Raw genomic sequence first — 19,582 nt, 5'->3', positions numbered from 1 at the left:
ATGGAAAATAAAAACAAAACCGCCAGACATCTGCCTGTGCTGTGCCTGTTCAGCGGGCTGGCGCTCGGGGGAATTCAGGGTGCCCAGGCGGCGGATGCCGCGCAGTCGGCTAATAACCCGGCGCTGAAAGCCCTGTTCGACCAGGCGAACTACTGGCACGAAAAGTCTCACGATAACCTGGCGATGGAATCGCTGAAAAAAGTGCTGATGGTGGACCCTAATAACACCCAGGCGCTGTACCTGATGGCCTTATGGTCACAGCAGGCCGGTGACGTGAAGGGGGCGGCCCAATGGCGCGAGCGCTTAACGGCGGTCTCGCCGCAGGATGCAAATCTGCAGGCGCTGGATAACGCGAAGCAGATGCAGCAGGTGCCGCGCGGGCAGCTGGAGCTGGCCCGTCAGCAGGCGCGCAGCGGCAACATTCCTGCCGCCCTTGCCACCTGGCAGAGCCTGTTTACCGGCAACCAGCCGCCGCCGAGCCTGGCCCCGGAATACTATCTGACCATGGCCGGGGACAAATCCCTCTATCCGCAGGCGGTGAGCGAGCTGCGTCAGCTGCGCGTGCAGTATCCGCAGGATAACAACGTCAAAATTGCGCTGGGCAAAGTGCTGACCTATCAGGAGAACACCCGCCGTGAAGGGATGAACATCCTGCAGGATCTGGCGAGCGGCAGCCAGGATGCGGATAAATCCCTGCGTCAGGCCCTGCTGTGGCTGGGGCCGCAGGCGGGCGACGAAGCCTATTACCAGACCTATCTGCAACGCCATCCCACCGATACCGCGGTGCAGGACTATTTCCGTAAAAGCATCGGCGGAGCGGCAAAAGGCGAAGGCTATGTGGCGCTGAACAGCGGCAACACCGACACCGCCCGCAGCCAGTTTGAGCAGGTGCTGAAAGCGAACCCGGAAGATGCCGACGCGCTGGCCGGGATGGGCTACGTTGCCCTGCGCAAGGGCGACTACGCCGCAGGGGCGCAGTACCTGAACCGTGCGGCAAGCCTCGGCGGCGCGGCCTCTGAGGAGCGCAAGCAGCAGGCGCAGGATGCCGAGTTCTACGGTCAGCTGGCTCAGGCTCAGGCGGCTTACAAGCAGGGCAACGTCAGCCAGGCGCTGGCCCTGAGCGCGCCGCTGGCCCAGCGCAGCGGCGAGCAGGGGGCGGCGGCGAAGCTGTTCCGCGCCGATGTCCAGCGGCATAACAAAGATTACACCTCGGCGGAACAGACCCTGCGCGGCCTGCTGAACGAGCAGCCAAACAACGGCTCTGCCCGGGAAAACCTCTACTACGTCCTGCGCGAGCAGAACAAAACCGCCGAAGCTCAGGCGATGTTGCAGACCCTGCCGGCCAGCCTGCAGGCGAGGCTCCAGCCGCGCGTCTCCGGCGGCAATCCGACCGATCCGCTGCGTCGTCAGGCTCAGCAGGCGGCAGCCAGCGGCGATCAGATGCGCGCCATCGCCCTGTTGCAGCAGGGAACGGCCCGCTATCCGTCCGATCCCTGGCTGCGCCTGGATTTAGCCCGTCTCCTGCAGAAGCAGGGGCGCAGCGCGGAGGCGGCCAACGCCATGGCTCCGGCGTTCCGTCCGAACGCCAGCAACAGCGAACTCTATGCCGCCGCGCTGTTCGCCAGCGAAAACAACGCCTGGCAGCAGTCGCAGACGCTGCTGTCGCGCATTCCGGCCTCCAGCCAGAACAGCGATATGCGCGAGCTGTCCCAGCGGGTGAACTACAACCTGCAGATGAACGTCGCCGAGCGCTATCTGGCGTCGGGGGATCGTACTGCGGCGGCCAACACCCTGAAAGCGCTGGCGGCGCGTCCACCGCAGAGCCCGGCGGATGCCGGCAAGCTGGCGCGGATGCTGGCCCAGAGCGGGGACGTCACCACCGCGGTGAGCGTGGTCCACGACAACATGCGCCGTGGCGTGCAGGGTAACGCCGGGGATTATGCCGATCAGGTGGCGGTGCTCAACCAGGCGGGACTGGGCGGCGAAGCCCAGGCCTGGCTTGCCAACCCGGAGCTGCAGTCGCGCAGTACCCCAACCCAGCTGGCGAGCATTCGTAACGGCTACGTGATCAACGAGGCCGATCGTCTGCGCACCCAGGGCAACTACGCCGCGGCCTACGACAAGCTGATCCGCGCCATGCAGAACGATCCGCAGAACACCGATCTGATGTTTGCCATGGCGCGCGTCTATCAGTCCGGGAAGATGAACAAAGAGGCGGGGGTGGTCTACGACTACCTGATGACCCGCGACACGCCGCAGCAGGATGCGCGCGCCGGGGCAATCGACGTGGCCCTTGCCAGCAAAAACGTCGATAAGGCGAAGCAGCTGAGCACCGGGCTGACCAACGACGGCACGCCGGAACGCCTGCTGCTGCTAGCCCGGGTCTCCGAGGCCGAAGGCAACCATCAGCAGGCGATGAGCTATCTGCGCACCGCGCGCGGCAAGCTGCTCGGCCTGCAGGATAACAGCGGTGAAACCGCCCCGATGCTGGGCGGTCTGGCCTTAGCCGACAACCCGTTTGTCGGCACCTCCAGTACCGGCGCGGTGGCGGATTCCCCGTCGCTCTACGGCCAGGCGATGCCGTGGCAGGTGGCCCAGTTGGCGCGTAATCCACAGACCGCGCCGCCGGGCACCGTGCGCACCGACCTGCCGGTAGAAACCGCTCAGGCCGGGACGCTGCGCCAGGTGGATAACATGATGGAGATGCTGGTGGATAAAACCGCCACCTGGGCCCGGGGTTCAACCGCCCTGCGCGCGCGTGACGGTGAAGAGGGGCTCAGCAAGCTGACCGAAATCAAGGCGCCGCTGCAGTGGTCCACCGTGCCATTCGGCGATTCCCGCCTGGACGTGAACGTCACGCCGATCAGCCTCGATGCGGGCACCTCGTCCGACGAATCCAGCCGCCGGTTTGGTACCGGGGCGCTGATCCAGGGTGGGGTTGCCGAGGAGCTGTACAACGCCTCCACCACCACGCCGCCTGAGCTGCCGAACATCGACAAGATCAAGGTGCCGTCCCAGGGCTCGCAAAGCGCCCAGGGTGTGGAAGTGGCGATGGCCCTCACCGGGGATCAGTACAAAATTGATGTCGGCTCCACGCCGCTGGGCCAGGATCTGAATACCGTTGTCGGTGGGATCCAGTGGTCGCCGCAGCTGACGGACTACCTCAAGCTGGTGCTCACCGGCGAGCGTCGCGCGGTGGTGGACAGCCTGCTCTCCTATGTCGGTGTGGAAGATAAATACAGCGGCAAGAAGTGGGGTCAGGTCACCAAAAACGGCGGCAGCGCGCAGCTGAGCTACGACAATACCGATGCGGGCTTCTACGCCGGAGTTGGCGTGTATGACTACGTCGGGGAGAACGTGCCGAGCAACACCAGCGTCAACGGCTCAGCGGGGGTCTATTTCCGCCCTTACTACGCCGCCGATCGCGAGCTGAAAGCCGGCATCAACATGAACTACATGAACTTCGACAAAAACCTGAGCTACTTCAGCTACGGGCAGGGGGGCTACTTCAGCCCGCAGGACTACATCAGCGTCTCCTTCCCGGTGGATTACACCCAGAAATACGACAACTGGAAGCTGGGGCTAGGGGCGTCGATTGGTTATCAGTCCTACTCTCAGGACGAGAGCCCGTACTTCCCGACGGATTCCGCGATGCAGCGCCAGCTGGAAGATTACGTCTCCCGCGGTTTTGCCAAAGAGGCGTTTTACAGCGGCAAGAGCGAGAACGGTCTGGGCTACAACCTGCGCGCGTCGACGGACTACAAGCTGAACAAAGATATGACCATCGGCGGGCAGATCGGGTATGACACCTTCGGTGATTACAACGAAAGTAGCGCCAATATCTACTTCCGCTACCTTCTGGGGAACAAGTGATGAATGATCAACAGCTTTTGCAGTATTACCAGCATCAACAATCGCAGTCGGGCTGGTTTGCGCTGATCCACGTGATGATTGAGAGTATGGTGGCCAACGTCGGCGAGGCGCAGAGCCGCTCGTTCCTCGTGCAGATGGGCGACTCGCTGGGCGAGCGCTTCCCGCTGGGGCTGGCGCACACGGTGGGCGAGCTCGAAGGGCAGATCAACGCCCGGCTCGCGGCCTTTAACTGGGGCTATATTGATATCGACGCCAGCGACACGGCGCTGCGCATCTGCCACACTGCGCTCCCGGTACCGCCGGAAGAGGCAAAACAGATGGCGTGGAACCACGCCTTCAGCGCGGTGCTGGAAGGGCTCTACGCCCGCTGGCTGCGCGAACAGGGCGGAAAATCACACGTATCGCTGTGGCGGGAGGCATCCCCCTCGGCTACGGTTATCCATTTCAGATACCAAAATAATCAATAAGGATCGGCCATGTGGCAGCGAGCTAAAATCGTGGTTCTGGCGCTGGGGCTGATAGTCAGCCAGCAGGTCTTCGCTGGAAGCGCATGGGACAGTTACAAGGCGCGTTTTTTGATGCCGGACGGTCGCATCATTGATACCGGCAACAACAGCGTGAGCCACACCGAAGGGCAGGGCTTCGCCATGATGATGGCGGTGCGCAACAACGATCGCGCCGGTTTTGACAAAATCTGGACCTGGACCAAAAAGAACCTGCAAAACCCGCAGACGGGGCTGTTTTACTGGCGCTTTAACCCGGTGGCCGCCGATCCGGTTATGGATAAAAACAACGCCACCGACGGCGATACTTTTATCGCCTGGGCGCTGTTAAAGGCGGGCACCCAGTGGAACGACAGCAGCTATCTGAACGCGTCGGACGCTATTACCAAAGAGCTGGTGGCCCGCAACGTCATCAGCTTTGCTGGCTATCGCGTGATGTTGCCTGGAGCGAAAGGCTTTAACCTCAACAGCCATGTGAATCTGAACCCGTCGTACTTTATCTTCCCGGCGTGGGAAGATTTCGCGAAGCGCAGCCATTTAACGGTGTGGCGTGACCTGATTAACGACGGGCAGAAGCTGCTGGTGAAAATGCGCTTCGGCAACACCCAGCTCCCGGCGGACTGGGTTTCACTCTCCGCCGACGGTCGCGTCACCCCGGCCAAAGAGTGGCCTGCGCGCTTCAGCTACGACGCGATCCGCGTGCCGCTGTACGTGAAGTGGTATCAGCCAACCAGCCCGCTGATGGCGCCGTATACCGCGTACTGGGGACGTTTCTCCCGGACCCAGACGCCTGCGTGGGTGAATGTCACCACCGGCGATCCGGCACCCTATATGATGGCGGGCGGGTTACTGGCGGTGCGTGACCTGGCGATGGGCCAACTCCCGGCGGGCGAGCCGCAGATCACGGCGCAGGAGGATTATTACTCCGCGAGTCTGAAGATGCTGGTGTCGCTGGCACGATAATTTTCCCCTCTTATCGTGGGATTCTGGAAAGCGCCTCGCAAGAATGACTTGCGGTGGCGCTTTTTTCTTTCTGTGGGACAAAACAAGGCATAGAGTCTCCTCGTTGCGGTAGAAGCTGCAACCGGGCGTAGGAACCCGCTTTAGTATAAGGTGACCCGGATTTACGATCCGGTGTGCTGCCAGCGCGTATGCCGATATGATTACGGTGGCGCGGGCGGAGCAGTCGAAAGGCTGGCCGATCCCCTTGTACGTCGGCATTCCTACCTCCGTCAGCGTCACCCCCTGAGCGTAGGAACTCTGGTAGTGATCTCATTTTTCGTACAAGGAGGATGCCTTATGGCTACGATCCCAACCCTGTCTTACCCTGAATCTGACGAAAGCATTATCCACCATCTGCTCACCGCACCGCTGCCTGTCTCTGCTGACCTGTTTGAGGTCACGGATCGTTGCGCGGCCCTGGTGACCGTCCTGCTGGAAACAAAAGAGACTGCCCCGCGTCTGGCGTTATGCGAACGGCTGTCGCACGTGCTCACCCGGCTGGCGCACCTGTGCGATGAAGACTTGCCCCCGCACCTTATCGCCCAGCTCACCGTCGATGACGTGGTGGATTCCGCTATGCCGCTCTGTTGGCAGGAAACCTACCGGATGGTGGAGTATCTCCAGTCGCTGAACCTGGCGTTACTGGGCAATACGCTGCCGGATAAGGTGGCGCAGGACCTGACCGGGCTGCTGCACGACATGGTGTATATCTTGCGGGACTATGTAAGGGAGCCGTACCGGACGCACTGAGCGTAGGGAAGGAGGCTGGCGGCGACGCCAGCCGGGATTAAGTCACTCTGTACCGCTGGCATACAGTTCGATAACCGGGAATACAGCGTTACCCTTTGATAAATACATCACCGAATTGGTGAAATTGTAGACTTTACCTTTCACGCGAACCGTCAGCAGCCGCCCAATTTTTGTCACGGTGGCTGTACCCGTATCCGCCGTTAAAAAGGGTTTCATTTCCTTCACGGCTTTAAGGGGATCTTCAGAATATTCGCCCGATAAATAGTAACGGAAGACATCAGAAACGGTCGCATTACCACCCTGGTATTGTGTGATATAAAGCCAGGTATTTTCATTCAGCTGCTTTGATGCGTACAAGCGATCGTCATAAGCATTACTCTGGCTGTAATGGTAGAACGCAAAACAGACCACCAGCAGGAGCAGTACGAGAGTTAATGTACGGTGCCCGTATTTAATAACCGTGCTGTATCGCATAATCAATACCTTGCTTTATCCATTTCTGATCTTCTGGATCGTCTCCGTAGGGAGGTATTTCCCACCAGTGCCCCCACTCTTCTACATTGGATGTGCCTGCTCTGGACTGCGCAAATCCCGCACCTTTTAATAAAATTGCAGGGGGTATGCCGCTTACATAGCCTGTAGCACCATAATTAAAATTGCCGAAATCTGCCCATAACCTGTTTTTCTGTTTGTAATCCCACGGACCGCCATTTCTGACTTTATTATAAAACCAGTAAGGAGTGGTTGGGGTCGCCATGCCTCTGCACATTCCCAGTGCTTTGGCTTCCATTATATTTTTGCGCAACAGGGAAAAACCACCGAGAGGCATGATTGGAATAATAGCCATTGCATATCCTTATGCCGTTTTACGTTCATTCCATGAATCTGAAAAAATAAGATTACCATCACAGTGCTTCCACGTGATTTTTTCGTAACGAAATTCGACTTGCTCGATATGGTTTTGGTGGAGAGTGGCAGGATCTTTACAGTCATGCATTATGGGAGCAACGGAGACAACTTTGACATTCTCAAGTAACATATTGAAGTACTCAACCTCCTGCCCGCCATCATTGATTTTGTACCATTTTAATTCTGCGGATTTTAATGTTTGTCCGGTGGCGACCGCTTTATACAGGTACGTTGATGAGCTATCAAACTCTTTTTCGATGATAAAAGAACCGTGGATACGATTGCCTGTAATCCTTCCCGTATTGTTATCGGTTGGGGTATATAATCGGTGACTAAAACCAATAACCTCCACACTGCCTTCACGATCCCGTACGTCAGACGATCCTTTGATTAACGCACCGCCATCATCCTTTAAAAATAAGTACGCGGGTATAGCCATTCCGGTTAACTCCATTCAGGTAAGAAATTATCCAGACAATACGATGACATGATTTTACAGAATGTAATTTTTTATATCTCAGCAGTTACCTTAATAGATCCCTGTAATAATTAAATCTAAGAAATTTAATTTTTATATGTTTTATTTTTTCTGGCGTTACCGGGGAATACGCTGCCGGATAAGGTGGCGCAGGACCTGACCGGGCTGCTGCACGACATGGTGTATATCTTGCGGGACTATGTAAGAGAGCAGTACCGGACGCACTGAGCGTAGGGAAGGAGGCTGGCGGTAATGCCGACGTCCGTATGACGTCGGCACTCAATGACTTAACCGCGCGTGACCTGCTGTAAAATCGTCAGCGCCTGGTTGAACTGCGCCTCCGGGATGGTCAGCGGATAGAGGAAGCGGATCACGTTGCCATATTGACCGCAGGTCAGCAGCAGCAGACCCTGCTCCAGCGCTTTCTTCTGGATGGCTTGCGCCAGTGCGGCAGAGGGCTGGCCGCTGTCGGGATCGTTGAACTCCGCGGCGATCATCGAGCCCACTCCGCGTACCGCCACAAGTCCAGGGCACCAGGCTTTGCTCTCCTCGAGCGTAGCGGCGAGGCGTTCACCCAGCTGCTGGGCACGGGCGCACAACCCCTCACTGTCGATGATCTTCAGCACCGCGTGCGCGGCGGCTACGGCCAGCGGATTACCGGCGTAGGTTCCCCCCAGTCCGCCCGGGGCTGGCGCATCCATGATCTGCGCGTTACCCACCACGCCGGAGAGCGGCATCCCGCCCGCCAGACTTTTCGCCATGGTCATCAGGTCGGGTTTGTCAGCGTAATGATCCATCGCGAACAGCTTGCCGGTGCGGGCGAAGCCGCTTTGCACCTCATCGGCAATCATTACGATACCGTGCTCATCGCAGATGCGGCGGATGGCCGCCACCAGCTCAGGTGGCGCGACGTTGAACCCGCCTTCGCCCTGCACCGGTTCGAAAATAATAGCCGCTACCTGCGTCGCCTCGATATCCGCTTTAAACAGACGTTCGATGGCCGCGACGGCATCCTGCGTGGTGATGCCATGCAGCGCTGACGGGTAAGGCACGTGATAGACCGAGCCCGGGAAGGGACCAAATCCGATTTTGTACGGGGCGACTTTGCCGGTCAGGGCCATGGTCATGTAGGTACGGCCATGGAACCCGCCGCTGAAGGCGATAACCCCAGGACGACCGGTGTGGGCGCGGGCAATTTTGACTGCGTTTTCAACCGCTTCGGCGCCGGTCGTAAAGAACGCCGTTTTGGTTGGGCCGCGTACCGGGGCCAGTTCGTTCAGTTTCTCCGCCAGCGTCACGTAGCTCTCGTAAGGGACGATCTGGTAGGCCGTGTGGGTGAAGTGGTGCAGTTGTTCTTCAACCGCCGCCACCATTTCCGGGTGGCGATGGCCGGTGTTCAGCACCGCGATCCCGGCGGCGAAGTCGATATAGTCATTCCCCTCCACGTCGGTCAGCGTGGCGTTTTCCGCTGAACGGGCGAAGAAGTTACACATCACGCCCACGCCACGTGGGGTGGCGGAAAGACGACGCTGATGGAATTCATTGTTACTCATGATCTGTCCCCTTGCTGAAAATGGTTTACTGGAATGGTGTGATTACATACCGAGACGATCGCGCAGGCTGTAGTAAGCCGCCCCCATCGCGGTGAAGGGAATGCGCAGGCTCCGGCCACCCGGGAAGGGGTAGTGCGGCAGATTCGCGAAGGCGTCAAAGCGCTGCGCATCCCCGCTCAGCAGCTCGGCAATCAGCCGCCCCGCCAGATGGGTACAGGTCACGCCGTGACCGCTGTAGCCCTGCATGTAATAGATGTTGTTATCGAGGCGGCCAAACTGCGGCATCCGCGACAGCGTCAGCAGGAAGTTGCCGGTCCAGCGATAGTCAATTTTCACCCCCTGCAGCTGCGGGAAGGTTTTCAGCAGCTTGGGCATCACCAGCCGCTCCACGTCGGCAGGATCGCGGGCGCCATACACCACTCCGCCACCGTAGAGCAGGCGGTTGTCGGCGGTCAGTCGGTAGTAATCCAGCAGATAGTTACAGTCTTCGACGCAGTAGTTTTTCGGGATCAGCGAGCGGGCAAGATCCTCAGAGAGCGGCGCGGTAGTGACCACCTGGGTCCCGCAGGGCATGCTGCGCTTCGCCAGCTCAGGCTCCAGCTTATCGCCCAGATAGGCGTTGCCGGCGACGATCACATAGCGTGCCGTCACCTGGCCCTGGGCGGTACTGACCACCGCCGGGCTGGTGTGCTGAATGCGGGTCACCGGGGATTGTTCAAACACCCTTCCGCCGTTCAGACGGATAGCGTCGGCTTCACCGAGGGCCAGGTTCAGGGGATGAATATGGCCGCCGCTGTGATCCAGCAGGGCACCCGCGTAGCGATCGCTGTCCACTTCGCGACGGATCGCGCGGGCATCCAGCAGCTCCAGCTGGTTGTTGCCGTAGCGCTCCCAGTTCTCCTTTTGCTCTTCCAGCGTATCCAGCTGCTTGTTGTTGAGCGCCACGAACAGGCCGCCGGGGCGGTAGTCGCACTGGATCTGGTAGCGTTTAATGCGTTCGCGAATGATATTCCCGCCTTCGAACATCATGTCGCCGAGCATTCTGGCGGTGTCCGGGCCGTAGGTTCGCTCTATCACGTCGATGTCGCGGCTGTAGGAGTTAACCAGCTGGCCGCCGTTGCGCCCGCTGGCACCATAGCCGATCCGCGCCGCCTCCAGCACGACAACGTCAAAGCCCATTTCCGCCAGATGCAGGGCGGAAGAGAGGCCGGTGTAGCCGCCGCCAACGACGCAGACGTCGCAGGTGATGGATTCGCTCAGCGTCGGATAGGGCTCATGCGGGTTGGCGCTGTCTGCGTAATAACTGGTGGTATGTTCGGTCATGATCAAAGCTCCAGAGCAATCCAGATGGTTTTCAGTTCGGTGAATTTTTCCAGCGCGTGCAGCGACTTATCCCGCCCGTTGCCGCTCTGCTTGTAGCCGCCAAAAGGCACGGTCATGTCGCCGTCGTTGTAGTTGTTCACGAAGACGGACCCGGCCTTCAGGCGGCGGCTGAGTCGGTGGGCGCGGGAGAGATCCCGGGTCCAGACTGCGGCACCCAGGCCGTACTGGCTGTCGTTGGCCAGCGCCAGGGCTTGGTCTTCATCTTTAAAGCGTGTGACCACCAGCACCGGGCCAAAGATCTCCTCTTTATGCAGAGGGGAATTCGCAGGGAGATCGACAAATACGGTCGGGCCGACGGCGGCAGACAAGGACGTGTTGCGCCCGTCCAGCAGCAGCGTGCCGTGCTCGCTGCCCGCCCGGATGTAGCCGTGGACCGTATCTGCATGGCTGGCGTCGATCAGCGTTCCGAGCGTGGTGTTGGGATCGAGCGGGTCGCCTGGCTGCCAGTTGCGGGCCTGCTGTTTGAGCTTTTCGAGGAATGCGTCGGCGATGCTCTCTTCCAGCAGCAGGCGCGTTCCGGCAATGCAGACCTGCCCCTGGTTGTAGAAAATGCCCGCCGCCGTGGCGCTCACCGCCTGGTCCAGATCCGGGCAGTCGGCAAAGACGATGTTGGCGCTTTTGCCACCCGCCTCCAGCCAGACGCGCTTCATGTTGCTCTCGCCCGCATCTTTTAACAGCTGCTTGCCGGTGCGCGTGGAGCCGGTAAAGGTCATCACGTCCACGTCCGGGTGCTGCGACAGCGCCTGGCCCGCCTCGTGACCAAAGCCGCTGATAACGTTGAATACTCCGTTGGGCAATCCAGCCTCTTTTGCCAGTGCGGCGAGGCGCAGGGCGGTGAGGGGGGATTTTTCGGAAGGCTTCAGGATGATGCTGTTGCCCGCCGCCAGCGCCGGGCCGAGCTTCCAGCAGGCCAGCAGCAGGGGGAAGTTCCACGGCACCACGGCGGCCACCACGCCGATGGGCTCCCGGACGATCATCGCCAGTTCACCCGCGCCGGTAGGGGCGACTTCGCCATAGACTTTATCCAGCGCTTCGGCGTACCAGCGGATGGCCCGCGCCGCGCCGGGAACGTCGTCGCGCAGGCTGTGGCGGATGGGCTTGCCGGTATCGAGGGTTTCCAGCAGGGCTAACTCTTCCCGGTGTTGCTCCATCAGTTCGGCGAAGGCGTAGAGCACCGCTTTGCGTTTTGCCGGGGAGGCCTGGGACCATGCGCCGTCATCAAAGGCCTGGCGGGCAGCCTGCACCGCCCGATCGACATCGGCTTTTTTGCCCCGGGCTACCTGCGCCAGGGGTTGCGCCGCCGCCGGGTTGAGGGTCTCAAAGGTGCTATTATCGGCGGCGTCGCAGTAGTCGCCGTTAATAAAAAGTCGGGTCTCTATTTCCAGACTTTTGGCTTTATTCTGCCAGTAACTCAGGTGCTGAAAATCCATATAAACTCCTTCGTAGCGTAACCAGATAAAGTAAATTCGGCCTGTTCAGGCAATACACAGCCGTGGGGCGTCCCAGGATGAATAACCTGTCTGTGCCGGATTAAGCGCTAAGTTATTTGCGCGTATTATTCGGGGCCGCCGGGAAATACATTTCCCGCCGCGAGAACGTGTTTATTTGCGTTTTCTTCACGCCGCCGGAAATAATAAACCCGGCGGCGTTGGCCTGAAGAAAGCCTGAGAATATCTCAGGCCAGAAATCAGAATGTGGTAGGGGTGTGGGCACTGATAATTCGGCAAATCCCTGCCGAGGTGTTGCTGAAGCTGTGCGGTATGCCGGTGTTAATGGCATAGCTTTGTCCGGCAACCAGGTGATAAGTCTGACCGTTAAACGTCAGCATAATTTCACCCTCCAGTACGGTGCCTATCTCTTCACCCTGATGCTTGATCCTCTCTCCGGTTGTGGTTCCTGGCTGGTACGTTTCAAAAATCATTGCCAGCGTACGGTTCGGATCCCCGTTATGAACCAGCTTCATCGAAACACCCTGACTGCCCATTTCGATAAGATCGTCCTGATCGATCACCACCTGCGGTGCATCAGGTTTTTCTGGCTCAGAAAAGAATTCCGAGAGCGACAGCCCATAAACCTTCAGCAGCTTTTGCAGCGTACTGATGGCAGGACTGACTTTGTCCTGCTCTATGGTGCTGATGGCACTATGTGTTAAACCAGACAGTTCGGCGGCACGACGCTGTGAAAGACCCAGTTGCTGGCGGATCTCTGACAGACGTTTTCCTGGCGCCAGGCCGTCATCGCTCATATTTGCATTTCCTTAACGGTAGTGGTCAGAGCCGCTGCTTTTCGGCGGCGTAGCGCTGACAGGCGGTGATAAATCCTTCGAACAGCAGTCGAGACAGGGCATATTCGCTGCTGTTCCATTCGGGATGCCATTGCACACCCAGGGCGAACGGATGCTGATGTACGCTAATCGCCTCTACCAGCCCGTCCGGAGAACTGGCCTCTACGCGCAGGCGATCGCTCAGGGTTTTGGCTCCTTGTCCATGAAGAGAGTTTACCCAAAACGTGTTGCAGCCCGGTATCAGCTGAGAAATCAATCCCCCCTCATTGACCTGAACTTCATGAGAAGGGGCGTACTGCAATTCCACCGGCAGCTCAGGATCCTCGCGGTGTTCAAGCAGGTCGGCCTGCTCGAAGAGACGACGATACAGAGTCCCACCCGTGGCGACAACCAATTCCTGCAACCCGCGGCAGATGGCGAAAATGGGGATGCGCCTTTCCAGCGCCGCGCCAATCAGCGCCATGCTCAGAAGATCTCGCCCGGGATCGGCGTAAGGCTCATCGCCGTTTTCACCATAAAGGTGCGGCTGTACGTTGCTTGGACTGCCCGGCAGATAGATGCCGTCCAGAGTAGGGAGCAGAGCTTCAAGCAGCTCGGGTTCCGCCAGGGCATGCGGCAGGGCGATGGGCAGTCCGCCTGCATGAATAATGGCATTCAGATACTTTTCTTGCAGGGTCTGGGTCTCGTGACCCTTCAGCCTGTTTCGACACATCACCACGCCGATGACGGGTTTGTACATTATATTTTCCATGATCGCCTTCACAAAGTGGACTAAATTATGACCGCGCTAGCCGTAAAAGCGGCCATTTCGTTCAATATTTTCTCAATCTAGCAGTGAGATCTGCCCTTTGCAAACTTAATTTAACATTTGACAAACAATTTATTTGCATACTAAGTTGGGTCATGGACATTATATTTAACAGTGAAAGTCAGAGTCCAAACTCAACACAACGGCGGTGAATGATGGAAACCAGTATCCTGGAAGTAGAGAATTTTGTGCAGAAGTCGGAAGAGCGATGGGTTAGCGCCTTTAGCCATGAGGTGAGGCGCTATCTGGAGCGTTATCCAAACACGCAGTATGTCGATGTGCTGCTGACCGATCTGAATGGCTGCTTCCGGGGTAAACGTATTCCCGTCGCCGGACTGAACAAGCTGGAAAAAGGGTGCTACTTCCCGGCGTCGGTGTTTGCCATGGATATTCTGGGGAATGTGGTTGAAGAGGCCGGGCTTGGGCAGGATATGGGTGAACCGGACTGCACCTGCGTTCCTGTACTGGGGACCTTAACGCCCTCCGCGGCTGACCCGGAGTATATCGGTCAGGTGTTACTGACCATGGTTGATGAAGATGGCGCTCCCTTTGACGTTGAGCCCCGGAACGTGCTGAACCGCCTCTGGCTGCAGCTTCGCGAGCGCGGCGTGTTCCCGGTGGTAGCGGTAGAGCTGGAGTTCTATTTACTCGATCGTCAGCGCGATGCCGAAGGGTATCTGCAACCGCCGTGCGCACCGGGCACTGAAGATCGCAACACCCAGAGCCAGGTTTACTCCGTTGATAATCTTAACCACTTTGCCGACGTGCTGAACGACATCGATGAACTGGCGCAGCTGCAGCTCATCCCGGCGGACGGGGCGGTGGCGGAGGCCTCGCCTGGCCAGTTCGAAATCAACCTCCACCATACCGATAACGTGCTGGACGCCTGCGACGATGCGCTGGCGTTAAAACGTCTGGTGCGTCTGATGGCCGAGAAGCATAAGATGCACGCCACCTTTATGGCCAAACCCTATGAAGAGCATGCGGGCAGCGGGATGCATATCCACATCAGCATGCAGAACAGCAAAGGGGAAAATATCCTGGCGGATGAGGATGGGGAAGATTCTGCCCTGCTGAAGCGGGTGCTGGCGGGAATGATCGACCTGATGCCGGCGTCCATGGCGCTGCTGGCCCCGAACGTTAACTCTTACCGTCGCTTCCAGCCGGGCATGTATGTGCCGACCCAGGCTTCATGGGGCCATAACAACCGCACCGTGGCGCTGCGTATTCCCTGCGGCGATCGCCATAACCACCGCGTCGAATACCGGGTGGCAGGCGCGGACGCCAACCCTTATCTGGTCATGGCGGCGATTTTCGCCGGTATTTTACACGGGCTCGACAATACGCTGCCGCTGCATGAAGAGGTGGAAGGCAACGGGCTGGAGCAGGAAGGCCTGCCATTCCCGATCCGCCAGAGCGATGCCCTGTGGGAGTTTATGCAAAACGATACCCTGCGCGAGCGCCTGGGGGAACGTTTCTGCCACGTGTACCACGCCTGTAAGAACGACGAACTGCTGCAATTCGAACGGCTGATCACCGAAACCGAAATCGAGTGGATGCTTAAAAACGCCTGAAAAAGCGCCCCGCGGTCTGCATATGGCGCTGCGGGGTTCTGTTAACAACACATTGTGTGATGAGGAATTGAGATGATGCAGATATCTGTCTATCCGCAGGGAGAGGGGGGCCATGAGTGCGAACGCGCCGCCCGCCGGTACGCTGTCCCCTTCTATTTATGCTTTACCCCCTTGCTAAGCAGGTTTGTTGTCAGGACGACGCGCCGACAGATCCCCGCCAGCATGGGGGTGAACCTCTATGGCTATTAACACCTCATTAAATATCGCCTCAGAAGCGAGTAAGCCCCGGCTGCGTAAATCGCTCAAGCTGTGGCAGGTGGTCATGATGGGATTGGCCTATCTGACGCCGATGACCGTGTTTGATACCTTCGGCATTGTGTCCGGCATCAGCAACGGTCATGTTCCGGCCTCTTATCTGCTGGCGCTGGCGGGGGTGCTGTTTACGGCCATCAGCTACGGCAAGCTGGTGCGCCAGTTCCCGGAGGCGGGCTCCGCCTATACCTACGCGCAAAAATCGATCAGCCCCCACGTCGGCTTTATGGTGGGATGGTCATCGCTGCTGGATTATCTCTTCCTGCCGATGATTAACGTGCTGTTGGCCAAAATTTACCTCTCAGCGATGTTTCCCGAAGTTCCGCCGTGGATCTGGGTGGTCTCTTTTGTCGCCATTCTGACCGCCGCGAATCTGAAGAGCGTCAGCCTGGTGGCGAACTTTAATACCCTGTTCGTGCTGGTGCAGGTCTCCATCATGGTGGTGTTTGTGGTGCTGGTGGTGCAGGGGCTGCACAAAGGGGAAGGGGTCGGGACCGTCTGGTCGCTCAGGCCTTTTATTAGCGAGAATGCGCACCTGATCCCGATCATCACCGGGGCGACCATCGTCTGCTTCTCGTTCCTGGGTTTCGACGCCGTAACTACGCTTTCCGAAGAGACGCCGGATGCCGCACGGGTGATCCCGAAAGCGATATTTCTGACGGCACTGTACGGCGGGCTAATTTTTATCGTCGCCTCTTTCGCAATGCAGCTCTTCTTCCCGGACATCAGCCGCTTTAAAGATCCTGATGCTGCGCTGCCGGAGATTGCCCTTTATGTGGGCGGCAAGCTGTTCCAGTCAATCTTCCTGTGCACGACTTTCGTTAATACCCTGGCCTCCGGGCTGGCATCACACGCCAGCGTATCGCGCCTGCTGTACGTGATGGGACGTGACAACGTTTTCCCGGAGCGCGTGTTTGGTTATATCCATCCCAAATGGCGTACCCCGGCGCTGAACGTGATCATGGTGGGCATTGTGGCGCTGTCGGCTCTGTTCTTTGATCTGGTGACCGCCACGGCGCTGATCAACTTTGGCGCGCTGGTGGCCTTTACCTTCGTTAACCTGTCGGTTTACAACCACTTCTGGCGGCGTAAGGGCTATAACAAAACCTGGAAAGATCGCTTCCATTATCTGCTGCTGCCGCTGATTGGTGCGGTGACGGTAGGGGTGCTGTGGGTCAACCTTGAAGCAACGTCCCTGACGCTGGGGCTGATATGGGCTGCGCTGGGCATGCTGTATCTGGCGTATCTGACTCAGCGTTTCCGTAAACCGCCGCCGCAGTATGAGGCGAGGAACGCCGAACAGGGGTGATGGCTTACCTGAACCCATAAAAAAGGGCTTAGATAATTGCTTATCTAAGCCCTTGTGTTTGGTGGCCCCTGCTGGACTTGAACCAGCGACCAAGCGATTATGAGTCGCCTGCTCTAACCACTGAGCTAAGGGGCCGTGGCGGAGGATTATAAAGTAACTCCTCGCGGCAATCCAGCCATACGCACCTGCCTGCTGTTTTTATAAACAACGCATTTTCAATCTTTTATACTTTCAAAGTGATCTATGCATCGGGAGTAAAAATGATCAGCGATATCCTTGCGCCAGGCCTGCGGGTTGTGTTCTGCGGCATCAATCCGGGCAAGTCCTCTGCCCACACCGGTTTTCACTTTGCGCACCCCGGTAATCGCTTCTGGAAGGTGATCTACCAGGCTGGCTTTACCGATAAGTTACTCAAGCCGGAAGAGGAGCAGCAGCTGCTGGATACCCGCTGCGGCATCACTATGCTGGTGGAGCGCCCGACGGTGCAGGCGAGCGAGGTGGACCTGCATGAGCTGCGCAGCGGCGGACGGGAGTTAATTAAGAAGATTGAGGACTATCAGCCCGCGGCGCTGGCGATCCTCGGCAAGCAGGCGTACGAGCAGGCGTTCAGCCAGCGTGGGGTGCAGTGGGGGAAGCAGAAGATCACTATCGGCGTGACGCAGGTGTGGGTGCTGCCGAATCCGAGCGGGCTTAACCGGGCGACGCTGGAGAAGCTGGTGGAGGCGTATCGGGAGCTGGACCAGGCGCTGGTGACGCGGGGGCTTTAGGTCCCCCTCACCCTGGCTCTCTCCCCGTAGGGGAGAGGGGAAAAAAGCCCAAAAAAAAGCTCCCGGCTGGGAGCTTTTTGCTGTTTACCTGGATTAGTCGTCCAGGAAGCTACGCAGCACTTCAGAGCGGCTTGGGTGGCGCAGTTTACGCAGCGCCTTCGCTTCGATCTGACGGATACGTTCGCGGGTAACGTCGAACTGTTTACCCACTTCTTCCAGCGTGTGGTCGGTGTTCATATCGATACCGAAACGCATACGCAGGACTTTCGCTTCACGGGCGGTCAGGCCAGCCAGAACGTCGTGGGTGGCGGCACGCAGGCTCTCGGTGGTGGCAGAGTCCAGCGGCAGCTCGAGGGTGGTATCCTCGATGAAATCACCCAGATGCGAATCTTCATCGTCGCCGATTGGCGTTTCCATGGAGATTGGCTCTTTAGCGATTTTCAGCACCTTACGGATCTTGTCTTCCGGCATCAGCATGCGCTCGGCCAGCTCTTCCGGCGTCGGCTCGCGGCCCATCTCCTGCAGCATCTGGCGAGAAATACGGTTGAGCTTGTTGATGGTCTCAATCATATGCACCGGAATACGGATGGTGCGCGCCTGATCCGCGATAGAGCGGGTGATAGCCTGACGGATCCACCAGGTTGCGTAGGTGGAGAACTTGTAACCACGACGGTATTCAAATTTATCAACCGCTTTCATCAGACCGATGTTGCCTTCCTGAATCAGATCCAGGAACTGCAGACCGCGGTTGGTGTACTTCTTGGCGATAGAGATAACCAGACGCAAGTTCGCTTCAACCATCTCTTTCTTCGCACGGCGGGCTTTCGCTTCACCGATGGACATACGACGGTTGATGTCTTTAACCTGCTCGATGGTCAGGCCGGTCTCTTCTTCAATCTGCTGCAGCTTCTGTAGGCCACGATGTACATCGTCAGCCACGTCGCGCAGTTTTTCAGACCACGGCTTGTTCATCGCGATAGCCGCGTTGAACCAGGTTTCGCTGGTTTCGTTGCCGGTGAACAGGGTGATGAAGTTCTTCTTCGGCATTTTGCACTGTTCAACGCACACTTTCATGATGATGCGTTCCTGGGTACGTACGCGATCCATCATCACGCGCATGCTGTTAACCAGGTAATCGAACTGTTTTGGCACCAGACGGAACTGTTTGAATACTTCAGACAGCTTCAGGATCTCTTCCTGAGCGGCTGCGTGGCTGCGGCCTTTAGCTTTGATGGTGTCGCGCGTGACTTCATACTGCGTGCGCAGTTCACCGAACTTCTCGCGAGCCAGTTCAGGGTCGATGCTGTTGTCGTCATCGCTGCTGTCGTCATCGCCATCTTCGTCTTCTTCGTCTTCATCATCATCCATCTCTTCCTGAGACAGTTCAGAACCGACGTGCGTCGCCGTAGGGGCCATGTCTTCTTCCGCGTTCGGATCGACAAAACCGGTGATCAGATCGGACAGGCGAGCTTCTTCAGCTTCCACACGATCGTACTGCTCGAGCAGATAGGTGATCGCTTCCGGGTATTCGGCAACGGAACACTGAACCTGGTTGATCCCGTCTTCGATGCGTTTTGCGATGTCAATTTCGCCTTCGCGGGTCAACAGTTCAACGGTACCCATTTCGCGCATGTACATGCGAACCGGGTCGGTGGTGCGGCCGATTTCAGATTCAACGCTCGACAGAACCTGTGCAGCAGCTTCTTCTGCATCTTCGTCGGTGTTGTTTGAGTTTTCAGCAAGTAACAGATCATCGGCATCAGGGGCTTCTTCCATCACCTGAATACCCATGTCGTTGATCATTTGGATGATGTCTTCGATCTGATCGGAGTCGACGATATCTTCCGGCAGATGGTCATTGACCTCGGCATAGGTCAGATAGCCTTGCTCCTTACCACGTTGGACAAGAAGTTTCAGCTGTGACTGCGGGTTTTGCTCCATAAGACGGTATCCACACTTATTCGTTTGATTGGTGTCGGCGGTGCTGCAGCCAACCTTTAAAGCGAGGGCGTACTTGTATTTTTGCCGCTGCCTCTCAGTGCGGCTGTCGGGATCTACCCGAACGATATTCGGCACT

16 protein-coding genes and 1 tRNA gene are annotated in these 19,582 nt (G+C 57.9%); 7 read left to right on the top strand and 10 right to left on the bottom strand.

Features of this window, described 5'->3' with window-relative positions:
- The 4 genes from FFB58_RS14360 (at position 1) to FFB58_RS14340 (ending at position 6,128) form a co-directional block, all read left to right on the top strand.
- Complete coding sequence (locus tag FFB58_RS14360; protein ID WP_039031731.1) at positions 1-3,873, top strand: cellulose biosynthesis protein BcsC; 3,873 nt, start codon at positions 1-3, stop codon at positions 3,871-3,873.
- Positions 3,873-4,340: a cellulose biosynthesis protein BcsD gene (gene bcsD / locus FFB58_RS14355; protein WP_039031732.1), complete on the top strand. Its 468-nt coding sequence runs from the start codon at positions 3,873-3,875 to the stop codon at positions 4,338-4,340. The genes FFB58_RS14360 and bcsD overlap by 1 nt, the downstream gene beginning before the upstream one ends.
- 9 nt (positions 4,341-4,349) lie before the next feature.
- Positions 4,350-5,339 carry a glycosyl hydrolase family 8 gene (locus FFB58_RS14350; RefSeq protein ID WP_039031733.1) on the top strand — a complete coding sequence of 330 codons (990 nt, stop codon included), beginning with the start codon at positions 4,350-4,352 and terminating at the stop codon, positions 5,337-5,339.
- Positions 5,340-5,675: 336 nt separating this feature from the next.
- A complete protein-coding gene (locus FFB58_RS14340; RefSeq protein ID WP_138370257.1) occupies positions 5,676-6,128 on the top strand; it encodes a hypothetical protein in 453 nt (150 codons plus the stop codon).
- A gap of 42 nt (positions 6,129-6,170) precedes the next feature.
- Here the strand turns inward: FFB58_RS14340 and FFB58_RS14335 are convergent, their stop codons facing one another.
- The 8 genes from FFB58_RS14335 to puuD all read right to left on the bottom strand — a co-directional run bounded on the left by FFB58_RS14335 (position 6,171) and on the right by puuD (position 13,474).
- On the bottom strand, positions 6,171-6,602 hold the full coding sequence (locus FFB58_RS14335) for a hypothetical protein (RefSeq protein ID WP_138370256.1): 432 nt from the start codon (positions 6,600-6,602) through the stop codon (positions 6,171-6,173).
- Positions 6,580-6,975, bottom strand: a complete 396-nt coding sequence (locus FFB58_RS14330; protein ID WP_138370255.1) for a polymorphic toxin type 44 domain-containing protein — start codon at positions 6,973-6,975, stop codon at positions 6,580-6,582. The genes FFB58_RS14335 and FFB58_RS14330 overlap by 23 nt, the downstream gene beginning before the upstream one ends.
- A 9-nt stretch (positions 6,976-6,984) precedes the next feature.
- Positions 6,985-7,476 (bottom strand): Hcp family type VI secretion system effector, encoded by a 492-nt coding sequence (locus FFB58_RS14325; RefSeq protein ID WP_138370254.1) that lies wholly within the window; start codon positions 7,474-7,476, stop codon positions 6,985-6,987.
- 326 nt (positions 7,477-7,802) lie between these two features.
- Positions 7,803-9,068 carry a 4-aminobutyrate transaminase gene (puuE, locus tag FFB58_RS14320; protein ID WP_039031735.1) on the bottom strand — a complete coding sequence of 422 codons (1,266 nt, stop codon included), beginning with the start codon at positions 9,066-9,068 and terminating at the stop codon, positions 7,803-7,805.
- Positions 9,069-9,110: 42 nt separating this feature from the next.
- Positions 9,111-10,391 (bottom strand): FAD-binding oxidoreductase, encoded by a 1,281-nt coding sequence (locus tag FFB58_RS14315; protein ID WP_039031736.1) that lies wholly within the window; start codon positions 10,389-10,391, stop codon positions 9,111-9,113.
- 2 nt (positions 10,392-10,393) lie between these two features.
- Complete coding sequence (gene puuC / locus FFB58_RS14310) at positions 10,394-11,881, bottom strand: aldehyde dehydrogenase PuuC (RefSeq protein WP_138370253.1); 1,488 nt, start codon at positions 11,879-11,881, stop codon at positions 10,394-10,396.
- Positions 11,882-12,138: 257 nt separating this feature from the next.
- Positions 12,139-12,696, bottom strand: coding sequence for an HTH-type transcriptional regulator PuuR (gene puuR / locus FFB58_RS14305; RefSeq protein ID WP_039031738.1), 558 nt, complete (start codon positions 12,694-12,696; stop codon positions 12,139-12,141).
- Positions 12,697-12,721: 25 nt separating this feature from the next.
- Entirely contained in the window at positions 12,722-13,474 is a 753-nt protein-coding gene (puuD, locus tag FFB58_RS14300) for a gamma-glutamyl-gamma-aminobutyrate hydrolase (RefSeq protein ID WP_197057144.1), read from the bottom strand.
- A 224-nt stretch (positions 13,475-13,698) separates the two neighbouring features.
- Between puuD and FFB58_RS14295 the strand changes: the two genes are divergently transcribed.
- Both FFB58_RS14295 and FFB58_RS14290 read left to right on the top strand, forming a co-directional pair.
- Entirely contained in the window at positions 13,699-15,117 is a 1,419-nt protein-coding gene (locus FFB58_RS14295; RefSeq protein WP_039031740.1) for a glutamine synthetase family protein, read from the top strand.
- Positions 15,118-15,355: 238 nt separating this feature from the next.
- On the top strand, positions 15,356-16,738 hold the full coding sequence (locus tag FFB58_RS14290; protein ID WP_039031741.1) for an APC family permease: 1,383 nt from the start codon (positions 15,356-15,358) through the stop codon (positions 16,736-16,738).
- 59 nt (positions 16,739-16,797) lie between these two features.
- Here the strand turns inward: FFB58_RS14290 and FFB58_RS14285 are convergent.
- Positions 16,798-16,873 (bottom strand) — tRNA-Ile (locus FFB58_RS14285).
- A 125-nt stretch (positions 16,874-16,998) separates the two neighbouring features.
- Here FFB58_RS14285 and mug point away from each other — a divergent pair.
- Entirely contained in the window at positions 16,999-17,505 is a 507-nt protein-coding gene (gene mug, locus FFB58_RS14280) for a G/U mismatch-specific DNA glycosylase (RefSeq protein WP_039031742.1), read from the top strand.
- Positions 17,506-17,598: 93 nt separating this feature from the next.
- On the opposite strand, the gene rpoD is transcribed toward mug, so the two are convergent.
- Positions 17,599-19,581: an RNA polymerase sigma factor RpoD gene (rpoD, locus tag FFB58_RS14275; protein WP_072036725.1), complete on the bottom strand. Its 1,983-nt coding sequence runs from the start codon at positions 19,579-19,581 to the stop codon at positions 17,599-17,601.
- Position 19,582: the final 1 nt, after the last annotated feature.

Source organism: Enterobacter sp. MF024 (genome assembly GCF_005843915.1).
Lineage (GTDB): Bacteria > Pseudomonadota > Gammaproteobacteria > Enterobacterales > Enterobacteriaceae > Enterobacter > Enterobacter barmai.
This window is presented reverse-complemented; position numbering and strand designations above follow the sequence as displayed.